At 67.2% G+C, this 15,167-nt stretch carries 15 protein-coding genes; 5 read left to right on the plus strand and 10 right to left on the minus strand.

Going from position 1 to position 15,167, the window contains the following annotated elements:
• The first annotated feature begins 37 nt into the window (after nt 1-37).
• Nucleotides 38-1,333 (plus strand): citrate synthase, encoded by a 1,296-nt coding sequence (gene gltA / locus QO015_RS02230; protein ID WP_266281738.1) that lies wholly within the window; start codon nt 38-40, stop codon nt 1,331-1,333.
• 48 nt (nt 1,334-1,381) lie between these two features.
• Here the strand turns inward: gltA and QO015_RS02235 are convergent, their stop codons facing one another.
• The 3 genes from QO015_RS02235 to moaA all read right to left on the minus strand — a co-directional run bounded on the left by QO015_RS02235 (nt 1,382) and on the right by moaA (nt 4,010).
• Nucleotides 1,382-2,269, minus strand: a complete 888-nt coding sequence (locus QO015_RS02235; RefSeq protein ID WP_266281737.1) for a DMT family transporter — start codon at nt 2,267-2,269, stop codon at nt 1,382-1,384.
• 153 nt (nt 2,270-2,422) lie between these two features.
• Nucleotides 2,423-2,935: a cupin gene (locus QO015_RS02240; protein WP_266281735.1), complete on the minus strand. Its 513-nt coding sequence runs from the start codon at nt 2,933-2,935 to the stop codon at nt 2,423-2,425.
• Between the two features lie 19 nt (nt 2,936-2,954).
• The gene (gene moaA / locus QO015_RS02245; RefSeq protein ID WP_370877384.1) at nt 2,955-4,010 is read right to left on the minus strand and encodes a GTP 3',8-cyclase MoaA; all 1,056 of its coding nucleotides are present in this window, start codon (nt 4,008-4,010) and stop codon (nt 2,955-2,957) included.
• Between the two features lie 108 nt (nt 4,011-4,118).
• Here moaA and QO015_RS02250 point away from each other — a divergent pair, with 108 nt between their 5' ends.
• From QO015_RS02250 to QO015_RS02260, 3 genes are all read left to right on the plus strand, one after another.
• On the plus strand, nt 4,119-4,490 hold the full coding sequence (locus QO015_RS02250) for a gamma-butyrobetaine hydroxylase family protein (protein WP_266282512.1): 372 nt from the start codon (nt 4,119-4,121) through the stop codon (nt 4,488-4,490).
• 109 nt (nt 4,491-4,599) lie between these two features.
• On the plus strand, nt 4,600-5,049 hold the full coding sequence (locus tag QO015_RS02255; protein ID WP_266281733.1) for a host attachment protein: 450 nt from the start codon (nt 4,600-4,602) through the stop codon (nt 5,047-5,049).
• 31 nt (nt 5,050-5,080) lie between these two features.
• Nucleotides 5,081-6,064: a zinc-dependent alcohol dehydrogenase family protein gene (locus QO015_RS02260; RefSeq protein WP_266282511.1), complete on the plus strand. Its 984-nt coding sequence runs from the start codon at nt 5,081-5,083 to the stop codon at nt 6,062-6,064.
• 4 nt (nt 6,065-6,068) lie between these two features.
• Here QO015_RS02260 and QO015_RS02265 read toward each other — a convergent pair whose 3' ends face one another.
• The 4 genes from QO015_RS02265 to QO015_RS02280 form a co-directional block, all read right to left on the minus strand.
• Nucleotides 6,069-6,536 (minus strand): NUDIX hydrolase, encoded by a 468-nt coding sequence (locus tag QO015_RS02265; protein ID WP_266281731.1) that lies wholly within the window; start codon nt 6,534-6,536, stop codon nt 6,069-6,071.
• Between the two features lie 68 nt (nt 6,537-6,604).
• On the minus strand, nt 6,605-9,814 hold the full coding sequence (locus tag QO015_RS02270) for an efflux RND transporter permease subunit (RefSeq protein ID WP_266281729.1): 3,210 nt from the start codon (nt 9,812-9,814) through the stop codon (nt 6,605-6,607).
• Complete coding sequence (locus tag QO015_RS02275) at nt 9,811-10,824, minus strand: efflux RND transporter periplasmic adaptor subunit (RefSeq protein WP_266281728.1); 1,014 nt, start codon at nt 10,822-10,824, stop codon at nt 9,811-9,813. Before QO015_RS02275 ends, QO015_RS02270 begins: the two co-directional genes overlap by 4 nt.
• Nucleotides 10,825-10,839: 15 nt before the next feature.
• Complete coding sequence (locus QO015_RS02280; protein WP_266281727.1) at nt 10,840-11,043, minus strand: YgaP family membrane protein; 204 nt, start codon at nt 11,041-11,043, stop codon at nt 10,840-10,842.
• Nucleotides 11,044-11,125: 82 nt separating this feature from the next.
• Here QO015_RS02280 and QO015_RS02285 point away from each other — a divergent pair, with 82 nt between their 5' ends.
• Nucleotides 11,126-11,437: an ArsR/SmtB family transcription factor gene (locus QO015_RS02285; protein WP_266281726.1), complete on the plus strand. Its 312-nt coding sequence runs from the start codon at nt 11,126-11,128 to the stop codon at nt 11,435-11,437.
• 28 nt (nt 11,438-11,465) lie between these two features.
• On the opposite strand, the gene QO015_RS02290 is transcribed toward QO015_RS02285, so the two are convergent.
• The 3 genes from QO015_RS02290 to QO015_RS02300 form a co-directional block, all read right to left on the minus strand.
• Entirely contained in the window at nt 11,466-12,446 is a 981-nt protein-coding gene (locus QO015_RS02290) for an ABC transporter permease (RefSeq protein WP_266281725.1), read from the minus strand.
• A complete protein-coding gene (locus tag QO015_RS02295) occupies nt 12,446-13,954 on the minus strand; it encodes a sugar ABC transporter ATP-binding protein (RefSeq protein ID WP_266281724.1) in 1,509 nt (502 codons plus the stop codon). The genes QO015_RS02290 and QO015_RS02295 overlap by 1 nt, the downstream gene beginning before the upstream one ends.
• Nucleotides 13,955-14,119: 165 nt before the next feature.
• Nucleotides 14,120-15,109, minus strand: a complete 990-nt coding sequence (locus QO015_RS02300; RefSeq protein ID WP_266281723.1) for a sugar ABC transporter substrate-binding protein — start codon at nt 15,107-15,109, stop codon at nt 14,120-14,122.
• Between the last annotated feature and the right edge of the window lie 58 nt (nt 15,110-15,167).

Here is a 15,167-nt window from a genome sequence, read left to right on the forward strand (position 1 = left end):
GCCAGAAGAATTTTCTTTCTCCAAGGGGGTTGGCTGCATGACCGATAATACCAAGGCGACACTCACGATTGGCGATCAGTCGTGGGATTTCGCGATCAAGGAAGGTACGATCGGCCCCGAGGTGATCGATATCGGCTCGCTCTACGCGAAGACCGGACGCTTCACCTATGATCCGGGCTTCACCTCGACCGGCGCCTGCGATTCCAAGATCACCTTCATCGACGGCGACGAAGGCGTTCTCCTCTATCGCGGCTATCCGATCGAGCAGCTCGCCGAACATGGCGACTTCCTCGAGACCTGCTATCTCCTGCTTTACGGGGATCTGCCGACCGCGGCGCAGAAGGCCGATTTCGACCAGCGCGTGACCTACCACACGATGGTTCACGAGCAGATGTCCCGCTTCTACACCGGCTTCCGCCGCGACGCCCATCCGATGGCGATCATGGTCGGCGTTGTCGGCGCGCTCTCCGCATTCTACCACGACTCGACCGACATTTCGGACCCGCACCAGCGCATGGTCGCGAGCCTTCGCCTGATCGCGAAGATGCCGACCATCGCGGCGATGGCCTACAAGTACCATGTCGGCCAGCCCTTCGTTTATCCGCTCAACGCGCTCGACTATGCGTCGAACTTCCTGCGCATGTGCTTCGCGGTGCCGGCGGAGGAGTACAAGGTCAACCCGATCCTCGCCCGCGCGATGGACCGGATCTTCATCCTGCATGCCGACCACGAGCAGAACGCGTCGACCTCGACGGTTCGCCTCGCCGGTTCGTCGGGCGCCAATCCGTTCGCCTGCATTGCGGCGGGCATCGCCTGCCTCTGGGGTCCGGCCCATGGCGGCGCCAACGAGGCGGCGCTCAACATGCTGCAGGAGATCGGCACGGTCGAGCGGATCCCCGAATACATTGCCCGCGCCAAGGACAAGAACGATCCGTTCCGCCTGATGGGCTTCGGCCACCGGGTTTACAAGAACTACGATCCGCGCGCGAAGATCATGCAGCGCACCTGCCACGAGGTGCTCTCCGAGCTCGGCATCACCGACGATCCGGTGCTCGAGGTGGCGCTGGAACTGGAGCGCATCGCGCTCAGCGACGACTACTTCGTCGAGAAGAAGCTCTATCCGAACATCGACTTCTACTCGGGCATCACGCTGAAGGCGCTCGGCTTCCCGACGACGATGTTCACCGTGCTGTTCGCCCTCGCGCGCACGGTCGGCTGGATCGCGCAGTGGAAGGAAATGGTCGAGGATCCGAGCCAGCGCATCGGCCGTCCGCGCCAGCTCTATTCCGGCGCCGACCGCCGCGACTACATCCCCGTCTCGAAGCGCCGCTGAGCGCAGGGGATCAAGACGTTCAGGGCGCCTTCGGGCGCCCTTTTCGTTTCAGCGGCGCGTGCGACTCTCCTCCGCCCGCAGCCGTTCGCGATGGATCGTGTAGAGCCCCGTGGCGACGACGATGACCGTGCCGGTGATCGTGTAGATGTCCGGGATGTCGCCCCAGACGAGATAGCCGAGCGCGATGGCGAACAGGATCACCGCGTAGCGGAACGGCGCGATCACCCCCATCTCGCCGTGGCGCATTGCGAGGATCACGGTGCCGTAGCCGATAAGGAGGAGAAAGGCCGCCCCGCCGAGCAGCAGCATCTCGTCCAGGGTCGGCATCAGCCAGACTTCGTCGAACGACATCGCGAGACCGGCCACCAGCACCGCGCCGGCGGTGACCGCCGTGACCAGGAGGGTCGGCATGCCGGGCGGAAAGCTGCGCGTGACGAGATCGCGCAGCGTCACGAACGCCATCGAGGCGAGCGCTGCGAACGCATAGACGTCGAAGCCGCCGAGACCCGGCCGCATGATGATCATGACGCCCACGAAGCCGAGCCCGATCGCCATCCAGCGCCTCCAGCCGACCTGCTCGCGCAGGAAGACCGCGGCCGCGGCCGTCGTCATCAGGGGCACGATCTGAGAGATCGCCGAGGCATTGGCGATCGGCATGTGGAAGAGCGCATAGAGATAGAGGATCGTGCCGCCGACCTCCCCGATCGTTCGCCAGGCGACCAGCCTGTTTCCGGCGAGTCGCCAGGCACGGTGGCCGCCCGTTGCGAACAGCAGAGCGAGGATCAGAACAAGCGCCACCGCGCCGCGCAGGACGATGATCTCGCCGATCGGCAGCCGCTCGCTGACGACCTTGATCATCGTATCGTTGAGGATGAAGGCGAGGATCGACAGCAGCAGATAGCCGATGCCGCGAAGATTGGCCTCGAAGGACGACATGGAAGCTGGACTTGACCGGCGACAGGAGGCGCCCCGGCGCAGCGGGGGGAACCACGGCGGGACGGGCCGTACCCCATGGTCACGGCTGAGGCACAATGCTCAATCGCGCGCCGCTTCGCAACGGATGCCGATGCTCGATCCCGCCTTTGTCGCTCAGTCCTCGATCCATGCCGCGAGCAGTCCGCCCGTGCGACCGGTCACGGGGTCGCTGCGGGGACAGGGCACGGCGGCGATGCGACGACGGAGTTCTGCGCCGTCGCCCTCTCCGGCCCGCACGAGATCGTAGCCGGCCCCAGGCGGATAGGCGCCGACCACGAGAAGATCGGAAGAGGCCTCGATCAGCTTGTGGCCGGTGCCGGCCGGCAGCAGGACGGCGTCGCCGGCCGCGACCGTGAGGATCGGTCCGCTCTCGCCGCCGAACTGGACGCGCGCCGAGCCCGTCCCGATGCCGAGCGCTTCATGCGTCACCGAGTGAAAATGAGTGAAGCGATAGATGCCGTCATGCCAGGAGACCGGCCAGCCGTTTCCGGCGAAGAGCGCGTCCAGGGCCGCGGTCGCGGAGCCGCTGGCGTCGGGCGGTGCGGCCTGCGCATAGAGGATCAACGACCAGTGCGGGTGATTGGGAACCTCGCCGGCATCGGCGAGGCGGATGGTCTCGATCTTCATTCTGCCGTCCGCGCCGGCATCAGCCGCCGGTCATGCTCATATGCCGGCCGAGCGCCGGCCGATTGTGCTCGCGGTCGATAATGAAGTCGTGGCCCTTCGGTTTCCTCGCGATCGCCTCGTCGATGGCGGCGGCGATCAGCTCGTTGCCTTCCGAGGCGCGGAGCGGCGCGCGAAGGTCGCGTGCGTCCTCCTGCCCGAGGCACATGAAGAGCGTGCCGGTGCAGGTGACGCGAACGCGGTTGCAGCTCTCGCAGAAATTATGCGTCAGCGGGGTGATGAAGCCGATGCGCCCGCCGGTCTCGCCGACCGTGACATAGCGCGCCGGGCCGCCGGTGCGGTGGTCGCTCTCGGCAAAGGTCCAGCGACTGGCGAGGTCGCGGCGCACGGCGGAGAGCGGCAGGTACTGGTCCAGCCGGTCGCCGTCGATCTCGCCGAGCGGCATGGTCTCGATGAGCGTCAGGTCCATGCCGCGGCCATGCGCCCAGCGGATCATGTCGTCGAGCTCATGCTCGTTGACGCCCTTCAGCGCCACGGCGTTGATCTTGACGTGGATGCCAGCCGCCAGCGCGTCGTCGATCCCTTTCATGACGACGGCGAGATCGCCGCGCCGCGTGATGGCGCGGAAGCGCTCCGGATCGAGCGTGTCGACGGAGACGTTGATGCGGCGGACGCCGCAGGCCGCGAGTTCGCCCGCGTAGCGCGAAAGCTGCGATCCATTGGTGGTCAGCGTCAGCTCGTCCAGCATGCCGCTTTCGAGATGACGCGAGAGCGAGCGGATCAGGGTCATGATCCCGCGACGCACGAGCGGCTCGCCGCCGGTGAGGCGGAGCCGCCGCACGCCCTTTTCCACGAAGACGGTGCAGAGGCGGTCGAGCTCTTCGAGCGTCAGAACCTCCCGCTTCGGCAGGAAGGTCATATCCTCGGCCATGCAATAGACGCAGCGGAAGTCGCAGCGGTCCGTGACCGAGACCCGAAGATAGCGGATGCTCCGTCCGAAGGGGTCGACCATCGGCGAAACGGCCGGCGACCTTGCCGGCGAGTCGGTCTTGGTGAGCGAATTGATGATCGTCGTCATGGCAAACCCGGGCGACCGGAGGGGACGGCGCGCTTCAACTCATGTAGAGGATGAACCGCGCGGATCAAAGCACCGTTCGTCCGCGCTCAACGAGCTGTGAGCGACACCATGCCGGAAGCCTCCTCCGCCTGGCCGACCGAAATCCGCCTTTCGCCCGACAAGCGCCAGCTGACCGTGACCTTCGACGACGGCCGCAGCTATGCCTTCGCGGCCGAGTTTCTTCGCGTCACCAGCCCGTCGGCGGAGGTTCAGGGCCATGCGCCGGCGCAGCGGCAGACCGTTCCCGGCAAGATGAATGTCGCCATCCGGTCGATCGATCCGGTCGGCAATTATGCGATCCGGCTCAATTTCGACGACGGCCACCATACGGGGCTCTTTTCGTGGTCCTATCTCGCCGAAATCGGCCGCGACCATGATGCGCTCTGGTCACGCTACCTCGCCGAGCTCGATGAAAAAGGCCTCAGCCGGACGCAACGCTGACGCGGCCGCGCGGGTTGATCGAACGCAACGCGGCCGACCAACCGATGCAGCAGGATGTCCTCCATCCACGCCGGCCCGGTTTGCCGGCCAACGAGGAGGAGTCCGGAAAATGGACCGCATCGACATCCCGCGCCGGGGCTTCGTGCTCGTCTGCGACGGCGCCCGCGCCATGATCCTGCAGAACGAGGGTGACGCCGAACTGGTCAATCTGAAGCTCGTCGATGCCTTCAATCAGGAGGATCCGATGGCGCATACGCTGGGCACCGATCGTCCCGGACGGGTGCACCAGTCGCACGGCGCCGCCCGCAGCGCGGTCGAGATCGTCGACCTGCACGACGAGGCGGAGACAGCCTTCCTGAAGCGCATTCTCGGCGAACTGGAAGGAGTGCTGCGCGAGCGTCAGGGCCGGTATCTCGCCGTCATCGCTCCGGCACGGGCGCTCGGCGTGCTGCGCGAACACTACCCGACCCAGCTACGCCATCTCGTCAAGCACGAGCTGGCGAAGGATCTCGTGCAGCTTCCGATCTCGCAGATCGAGCGGCATCTGGCCGGCGGCTGAGCAGGACCCGGGAGCGGCACCGGTGGCGACGATGAAGGCGATGGTGCTGCGCGCGACCGGCGCGCCGCTCGTCCTCGAGGAGCGGCCGGTTCGCGAACCGGGTGCCGGCGAGATTCGCGTGCGGGTGGAGGCCTGCGCCGTCTGCCGCACCGATTTGCACGTCGTCGATGGCGACCTGCCTAATCCGCGTCTTCCGATCATCCCGGGTCACGAGATCGTCGGCATCGTCGAGGCGGCCGGGCGCGGCGTGCTCCATCCCCTTCCCGGCCAGCGGGTCGGCATCCCCTGGCTCGGCCACACCTGCGGCCGGTGCCCCTATTGCCGCACCGATCGCGAGAACCTTTGCGACGAGCCGCTCTTCACCGGCTATACGCGCGACGGCGGCTTCGCGAGCCACGTGATCGCCGATGCCGCCTTCGCCTTCCCGCTCGAGGGATATGACGACCCGGTCGCCGCCTCGCCGCTGATGTGCGCCGGGCTCATCGGCTGGCGCTCGCTCCGCATCGCCGGCGATGGCGCGGCCGTCGGCCTCTACGGCTTCGGCGCCGCCGCGCATATCCTCGCACAGGTGCTCGTCTGGCAGGGCCGCCGGGTTCATGCCTTCACGCGCGCGGGCGACACGGCGGCGCAGGAGATGGCACTCTCGCTCGGCGCGGTCTCCGCGACGGATTCCGGAACGCTGCCGCCGGAGCCGCTCGACGCGGCGATCATCTTCGCCCCCGTCGGCGCGCTCGTCCCGCTCGCCCTCGCCGCCGTCAAGAAAGGCGGTCGCGTCGTCTGCGGCGGCATCCATATGAGCCCGATCCCGGAATTCTCCTACGATCTGCTCTGGGAGGAGCGGCAGCTCGTTTCGGTCGCGAATCTGACCCGCGCCGACGCGCGCGAATTTCTCGCCATCGCGAGGCAGGCCGGCGTGACGACACGCACCACGCGCTATCCGCTCGAGCAGGCCAACGAGGCGCTCGCGGATCTGCGCGCCGGACGCTTCCAGGGCGCGGCGGTGCTCGTCCCGTAGGGGCTCAGCGCGCAGCGAGCTCGACCAGCCGGTCGAGAAACAGAATCTGCGCGGGATTGATCTTCTCGCGCGCCGCCACGATCGACTGCCATTCGGCTCGATCGACCTCGGGGAAACTAACGATCCGGCCACTCCTCGGCGGCCATTCCATCTCGAAGAGATTGCTGACGAAGCGCGCGAGTTCGAAATCGCCTTCCATGGCGAAGCCGTGAACGATCTTGCCGGCCTTCTGGCGCACGGAGCCGAGCGACAGCAGCGCCCCGGTCGGCACGACGCCGAGTTCCTCGGCGAATTCGCGCCGCGCGGCATAGTCGATCGACTCGCCCGGCTCGATTTCCCCCTTCGGAATGGTCCAGGCGCCGGCGTCGCGATTGCGCCAGAACGGCCCGCCCGGATGGACGAGCAGAACCTCGATGCCGCGCTCACGCTTCCGGTACATCAGGATGCCGGCGCTTTCCGCCGTCTTCGCCATCGCCTCGCCTCCGGCGGCGAAAGACCGCCGGAGGTCAATCTATGGTGCCGGCCGCGATCGGCAACCGGTCACGCCGCCTTCCGCTCGCCGCGCAACGCGACATAGATGGCCGGGATGACCAGCACCGTCAGCGCCGTGGACGAGGCGAGGCCGAACAGCAGCGAGATGGCGAGCCCCTGGAAGATCGGATCCGTCAGGATGACGGCCGCGCCGATCATCGCCGCGATGGCGGTGAGCAGGATCGGCTTGAAGCGGATCGATCCGGCTTCGAGCAGCACATCGATGAGGGGCCGGCCGGGCGTGCGGGCGTGGCGGATGAAATCGACCAGCAGGATGGAGTTGCGCACGATGATGCCGGCAAGCGCGATGAAGCCGATCATCGAGGTTGCCGAGAACGGCGCGCCGAACAGCCAGTGGCCGATCATGATGCCGATCAGCGTGAGCGGGATCGGCGTCAGAATGACCAGCGGCAGGCGGAACGATCCGAACTGCGCGACGACGAGGATGTAGATCGCAAGGATCGCGACCCCGAACGCGGCGCCCATGTCGCGGAACGTCACCCAGGTGACCTCCCATTCGCCGTCCCAGAGAAGCACGGGCTTGGTCTCGTCGTCGGGCTGGCCGTGCAGCGCGATCTCCGGCTTCGGGACATTGCCCCAGTCGGCCTTCCCGATCGCGTCCGCCACGGCGATCATGCCGTAGACGGGCGCCTCGTAGGCGCCGGCGAGGTCGCCGATCACCATTTCGGCCGGACGGCCATTGTGGCGGAAGATCGGGTAGGACGACTTCTCGCGGGAGACATGCACCACGTCGCCGAGCTCGACCACGCCGCGGCTTCCCGGCAACGCATCGGCGGGAACCGGCGTCGAAAGAGCCTTCTCGTCGACGAGGCCGTTCTCCTTGGAGAGGGCCATGACGATCGGGATCGGCTGGCGCCCTCCGCCTCGATGCGAATAGCCGACCGTCGCGGCGCCATAGAGCGCGTTGATCGCGTCATAGACGTCGCTCTGCTCGACCCGGTAGTATTCCAGATTGTCCTGATCGATCGAAAGGCGGACGCGCTCGGCCTGCGTGCCGAAGCTGTCGTCGACATCGACGATGAAGGGCACGGAGGCGAAGGTCTCGCGGACCTTCGCCGCAACCGCGCGCCGTGTCTCGGCGTCCGGTCCATACACCTCCGCGAGCAGCGTCGCCATCACCGGCGGCCCCGGCGGCGGCTCGACGACCTTGACCGCGCTGCCGGCCGGCAGTTCGAGACCCTTGAGGCGGTCACGGATATCGAGCGCCACGGCATGGCTCGTGCGGCTTCGCTCGCCCTTCGGCGTCAGATTGACGGCGATATCGCCCTGCTGGGGGCCCGAGCGCAGGTAATAGTGGCGCACCAGGCCGTTGAAATTGAACGGCGCCGCCGTGCCGGCATAGGTCTGGAACGAGACGATTTCCTCGACGCCGGCGAGGCGGTCGACCATGGCCTGCAGCACACGGTCGGTGTCCTCGACGGACGAGCCACGCGGCAGGTCGAGCACGACCTGCAGCTCCGACTTGTTGTCGAAGGGCAGCAGCTTGACCGTCACATGCTTGGTGTAGATGAGCCCCATCGAGGCGAAGGTCGCCGAGCCGACCACGATGAGGAACAGCCAGGCGCGGGCGCGCGAGGCGAGGATCGGCCGCGCCATCGCGCGATAGATCCGTCCGAGCCGGCCGCCATCTGCGGCCTCGTGCTCATGGGCATGCCCGTGCGCCGGATCCCTCGGGCTGAAGCGCAGCATCAGCCAGGGCGTCAGGATTACCGCGACGAAGAAGGAGAACAGCATCGCCGCCGAGGCATTGGCGGGGATGGGGCTCATATATGGTCCCATCATCCCCGAGACGAACAGCATCGGCAGCAGCGCAGCCACGACGGTGAGTGTCGCGACGATGGTCGGATTGCCGACTTCGGCAACCGCGTCGATCGCCGCCTGGCTGCGCGGGCGGCCGTCCTTCATCGCCCAGTGCCGCGCGATGTTCTCGATCACGACGATGGCGTCATCGACAAGGATGCCGATGGAGAAGATCAGCGCGAACAGGCTGACGCGATTGAGCGTGTAGCCCATCAGCCGGGCGGCGAAGAGCGTGAGCAGGATCGTCGTCGGAATGACGAGCGCGACGACGGCCGCCTCGCGCCAGCCGATGGCCACAGCCACCAGGACGACGATCGAGATCGTCGCGAGGCCGAGGTGGAACAGCAGCTCGTTCGCCTTCTCGTTGGCGCTTTCGCCGTAGTTGCGCGTGATGGTGAGCGTCAGATCCTCGGGGACGATGCCGCCGCGCACCGCTTCCAGCCGTTCGGTGATGGCCTCGGCGATCACGACGGCATTGGTGCCCGGCCGCTTTGCGAGCGCCAGCGACACGGTGGGAACCCGAAGCAACCCGTCGCCCGTCCGCTCGACCGTCGAGACGCGGGTCTCGTTGGGACTGGTCGCCAGCACCACATCGGCGACGTCACGGACATAGACGGGCCGGCCGTCGCGTGCGGTCAGCACGAGATTGCCGATGTCAGCGAGCTGCTGGAGCGTCTGGCCGGCGACCAGCGAGCGCTGCTCGCCGTCGTCGCGGACGCGTCCGACAGAGAAGGACCGGTTGGCGCCGGCGATCTTGCCCTGGAGCTGCGCGAGCGTGATGCCGTAAAGCGACAGCTTCTCGCCGTTCGGCTCGACGCGGAACTGCTCGGGCTGCTCGCCGACGATATAGGTGAGCCCGATATCGGGGAGCTTCGCGAGCTCGATCTGCAGCTCGCGCGCGACCCGTGTCAGCCCCTCGGACGTCCAGCGGTCGGCGGCCTCTGGCTTGGGCGAGACGTTGACGACGACGATCGCGACATCGTCGATGCCCCGCCCAACGATCTGCGGCTCCGGAATGCCGACAGGGATACGGTCCATGTTGGCGCGCACCTTGTCGTGAACGCGCAGCACCGCCGCGTCGGACGAGGTGCCGACCTTGAACCGGGCGGTGACCAGAACGCCGTCATCCTCGGTCTGCGAATAGACGTGCTCGACGCCGTCGATGCTCTTGACGATCGTCTCGAGCGGCTCGGTCACGAGCTTCTCGGCGTCCTCGGCCCTGAGGCCGTTCGCCGAAACGCGGATGTCCACCATCGGCACCGAGATCTGCGGCTCCTCCTCGCGCGGCAGCGTCACCAAGGCGACGAGTCCGAGCGCGAAGGCGGCCAGCAGGAAGAGCGGCGTCAGGGGAGAATTGATGAAGGCGCGCGTGAGGCCGCCGGCGATGCCGAGTTTCATTGGGGGCCGTCCGGAACGAGGACCTGGTCGCCGGGGTGGAGCCCGGTGAGGATCTCGACGCGCGCCATGCCGTCGATGTCGCGCCGCTCGCCGAGGATCACCGCCACCTCGGCGCCGTCCGCGAGACGCACGTAATCGACGCCGTGGCGCGACGAGAGCGCCGCCGCCGGAACCAGCAGCGCATCGCGGCTGCCGACGGGGATGGTGACGAGCGTCCGCTCGCCGACGAAATAGTCACCGATCCCCGCCACCTCGACATCCGCGGTCACGCGGCCGTCGGTGATCTCGGGATAGACCTTGACCACCCTGCCCTGCAGGGAGTCGCCGCCTCCGGCGCCGTCGGCCGAGAGGCCGCGTCCGCCGATCCTGACGGGATCGCCTTCGTGGATCGAGGCCGCGTGGCGCTCGGGCAGGGACAGGCGGAGATAGTATTGCCCGCTCGCCACGCGGGCGATCTCGTCGCCGGCGAGCACGACTGATCCCTGCGTGACCGGAACCGTCAGGACGCGGCCGGCGGCCGGCGCGAGGACGTCGCCTTCCCGGCTCTGCTGATCGACGACGGCGAGCGCGGCCTCGGCGGCCGCAAGCTGGCTCGTCGCGACATCGTGGGCGGTCGTCGCCTGGTCGAGCTGACTCTGGCTGGTCACGCCCTTGGCGAGCAGCTGCTTCGCCCGGTCGAGATCGGCGACGGCTTTGACGAGGCTGGAAGTGGCCTGCCGCACATTGGCCTCGGCAGCGTCGCGCTGGAGCGCCAGCTTGTCGTCGACGACGCGGGCGATGACGGTTCCCGCCGCGACCTCGCTGCCCTCCGTGACGGAAACCGACTGGAGCGTGCCGCCGATCCGTGCCCTGGCGGGGACGACGGTGCGGGCGCGTACCTCACCGAACACTGCCTTCATTTCGGGAATCGAGACGGGCTCGACGGTGAACTCGGCCGCCTCGACGGCCGAGGCCGCCAGCGCCACGACAAGCGCGAGGACCGAAGGCGCGATGATGCCGCGACGCGACATGGCAGACCCCCTCTTTCAGCGGAAAGAGCAACCGGGCTTGAGGCCGGCCCATCGGAAAGCGATGGCGGCGGGGCAGAAGCCGGTGAATGCGGACTGGATGAGGTTGAGGCCGACAAAGGCGGTCAAAAGCAGCCACCACGGCGACAGGAAATGCGCAAGCAGCACGGAAACGATGACGACGCAGCCGGCGAACACGAGAACGGCACGATCTATGGTCATGGTGAAGCCCCTCACGGCGGGGCGATCCTCGCCGCCCCCGACGGACTTGCACGTAACATTCATAAGTTATAAATTCAAGATCATGAATGTCTCAGAAATGATCCCGGCCTCGGAACGGGCCGCCGACCTGATGCGCAGCCTCTCCCATCCTCAGCGATTGCTGGCGCTCTGCGCACTGGGCGACCAGGAGAAGACCGTTGCCGAGCTCCGACAGGAACTCGGCATCGAGCAGGTGCCGATGTCGCAGCAATTGATGCGCCTCAGGGCCGACGGGCTCGTCGCCTCGCGCCGCGAGGGCACGACGGTCTACTACCGCATCACCACGCCAGAGGTGATCGCGGTCGTCCGCGCCCTGCACGACGCCTTCTGCCGGCCGAGACAGGCGGCGGAATGAGATCGCCTATGGCCTCGTCACGTCACGGCTAGCGCCGCTTGCGGCCGGCCGAGAGCGCGACCGCTACCACGATGATGAGGCCGGTGGTCAGGTCCTTGAAGAACGGGTTGACGTTCAGGATGTTGAAGCCGTTGCCGATGAGGGAGAGCAGGAGCACGCCCGCGACCGAGCGCCAGATCGCGCCCTTGCCGCCATAGATCGACGTGCCGCCGAGGATGACGGCGGCGATGGCGTCGAGCTCCATTCCGACGCCCGCCTGCGGCTGGCCCATCGAGATGCGAGACACCGCAATAACGCCTGCCAGGCCGGCGGCGAAGCCTGTCAGTCCGAAGGTGGCGATCTTCACCAGATTGGTGCGGACGCCCGAGAGGATGGCCGCCTCCTCGTTGCCGCCGACGGCGAAGACGCGGCGGCCGAAGGTCGTGCGGTTGAGCAGGAACATCATCGCCAGCGCGAACACCACGAACACGATGACCGCGATGTTGACGATGCCGACCCGGCCGCGACCGAGCCAGGCGAATTCTTCCATGCGGACGGGGATCAGCGCGCCGCCGGTGATGAGGATGGCGATGCCGCGGAAGACCATCGAACTCGCCAGCGTTGCGAGGAACGAGTGAACGTTGAAGCCCGTGATGATGAGCCCGTTGACGAGCCCGAGCACGAGGCCGACCAGTGGTCCCGCGATGATGCCTAGGGTCGGGTCGACATTGACCGCGAGCCACGCCGCCGAGACGCTGGCCACGCCGAACACGGCGCCGGCCGAGAGGTCGAATCCGCCGCCGATGATGACCAGGGTCAGCGCGCAGGCGATGATGGCGAGCGGGGCGCTCTGGTTGACGATGTTGAGCAGGTTGCGGGGCGTCAGGAACGAGTCCGACAACACTGTCAGCCCCGCCATCAGCAGCGCGATGATGATAAGGATGCCGTAGCGCTGGAGAAAGGCGATGGCCCGGCGTCCGGCCGGAACAGTCGCCTCGGCGGAGCGGGCGGTGGAGGTGGTGCCGGACATCAGGCCGCTCCCATCTGCTTTTCGACATTGAAGAGGCGGAAGAGCGCGTCCTCCACCGAGAGGGTCCGGCAGTCGGCCTCGCCGATGATGCGTCCCTCGCGCATCAGATAGCCGCGATGCGAGAGGCTGATCGCCTCCTCGAGCTCCGAGGAGATGAGCAGCACCGCGGCGCCGCCGCGCGCCAGCTCGACGACGAAATCATGGATGCGGCGCCGGGCGCCGATATCGACGCCGCGGCTGGGCTCGTCGAGGATCACGACCTTCGGATTGCCGTAGACCCATTTCGAGAGCAGCACCTTCTGCTGGTTGCCGCCCGAATAGAACGCGACCTCGCCGTCGATCTGGCCGGGGACGATGTTGAAGTGCTTGATCATCTCGGCGGTGCGGCGACGTTCGTCGCGCGGCCGCAATACCCCGAGGCGCGACACCAGCGAGAGATGCGGCAACGACATGTTGGGCCTGACGGTCTGCACCAGATCGAGGCCCTGCTTGCGCCGATCCTCGGGCACGAAGGCGAGGCCGCGCTGCACGGAGAGGCGCGGGCTGCGGTGGTCGTAGGCTTCGCCGCCAATGCGGACGGTGCCGGTCGACGGGTCGGCGCCGAAGATTGCGCGGGCAAGCTCGCTGCGCCCGGAACCGACGAGGCCAATCAGCCCGACGATCTCGCCGGCCCGGACCCGAAGGCCGATGTCCGAGAGCCCGCTGGCGCTGGAGAGACCGGCGACCTCGAGCAGCACAGGCGCGTCGGAGGCGGGCGCTGCCGGCAGCGGCGGAAAGGCGACGTCGGCCGGCTCGCCCAGCATCGCCTCGATCAGGCTCGCCTTCGTCTCGGCGGCGATTGGCCCCGTCCTCACGACACGGCCATCGCGCATCACGGTCACGCGGTCGGCGGTCTCCAGCACATGGTCGAGGAAATGGGTGACATAGATGACGGTCCGGCCCTCGTCGCGCAGCCAGCGGATGACGCGATGCAGCTTGTCGGCCTCATCGGCGGTCAGCGAGGAAGTCGGCTCGTCCATGATGATGACGCGGGCATCGCGCGCGATCGCCCGCATGATCTCGACCTTCTGCCGCTCGGCGATGCGCAGATCCGCGACGACGGCATTCGGCGATAGGCCGAAGCCGCAGCGCTCGTCGAGCGCGCGGAAGCGCGACTGCTCCGAGCCCGTCAGCACGCCGGCCCGGTTCTGCTCGATGCCGAGGAAGACGTTCTCGGCCACCGTCAGCTCGGGCACGAGCTGCAGTTCCTGGTGGATCATCGCGATGCCCGAGGTGAGCGCCGCGCGCGGCGACCAGTGGCCCACCTCCCTGCCGAAGACGGTCAGCGTGCCGGCATCGAATGAATAATAGCCGCCGACCACCTTGCCGAGGCTCGACTTGCCGGCCCCGTTCTCGCCGATCAGCGCATGCACCTCGCCCTGCTCGAAGGCCAGCGAGATGCCGTTCAGGATGCGGGCGCTGCCGAAGCTCTTCTCGATCCCTGAAAGGCGTACGGCGTCTTCGGGCATTCTCGTGCTCCAATGCGGCTTCGGACAGAGGCCCTCACCCTTGTCCCTCCCGGAGGAGAGGGGACCGGGTTTGGCGCGCCATTCATCGGGGCGGCGGCCACAGCAACCCTTCCGGTGGCTGGGGCGAGGATCTTGCTTCCTGAAGATCCTCGCCCCGTTCGGGGCTCAGCCCTGCCATTCCGGCTTGTAGTCGGGATGCTCGTCGAGCGCCTTCTTGGTGATGATCGCCGGCATGTCGCCACCGAGCTTGAGCTCGTCGGTGAAGGCCGGCGTGGGCTTCCCTTCGAGCGCGTCGACGACGCCGTTCAGCGCATATTCGCCCTCGCTCCTCGGCAGCTGGGCGAGCGTCGCGTCCCACTTGCCGGCCTTGATGGCATCGATGGCGATCTGATTGGCGCCGCCGCCGATCAGGTACAGCGAGGGCACGTCGAGCCCCGCATCCTCGAGCGCGATCTCGGCGCCGACGAGGTGCTGGTCTGCATTGGAAAGGACGACGTTGATGTCCTTGTGCGCCTGCAGCACGTCCTGCATGCCGGCCATCGACTTGTCGGGATCGTAGTTGCCCTCGACGGTCGCGACGATCTCGATGTTCGACTGCGGCTTCAGCGTGTCGAGATAGGTCTGGTAGCGCAAATTGTCGAAGGGATAGATCTTCTGCCCGATGATGATCGCCACCTTGCAGGGATTCTTGTCCTTGCAGAACTCGATGACGGCATCGGCCTGAGCCTTGGCGCCGATCGCCGGGTTGGAGGCGACGGTCGTCACGAGCCCAGGTACCTGCGGCTCCAGAACGTCCAGTTTCGGGCCGATCGGGAACAGGGTGGTGGCAACCTTGACGCCGGCCTTGGTGGCTTCCTCGACGGCCGCAGCGATGCCGACGCTGTCGTTGGGGGTGATGACGATGCCCTGGAACTTGCCGCCGGCGACGATGTCCTCGACCTGCGAGAACTGCTTGGTCGCGTCGAACTCGCCGTTGAAGATCTCGACCTCGACACCGCGGGCCTTGGCCGCCTTCTGCACGCCTTCCCAGATCGCCTGATTGAAGCCGTTCTGGCTGGAGGCGGCGAGATAGGCGATCCGGTAGTCGGCGGCATGGGCCGCCGAACCGAGCAGCGCGGCCATGCCGACGCCGAGCGCGATGGACTTCACGTTCATGCTCTTCTCTCCTCTTTCGTGTTCCCTGTCGGAAGGCAGGTCGGTTGGCGCAGCGGCG

Origin of the sequence: Kaistia geumhonensis (assembly GCF_030815145.1) — a bacterium.
Classification (GTDB): Bacteria; Pseudomonadota; Alphaproteobacteria; order Rhizobiales; family Kaistiaceae; genus Kaistia; species Kaistia geumhonensis.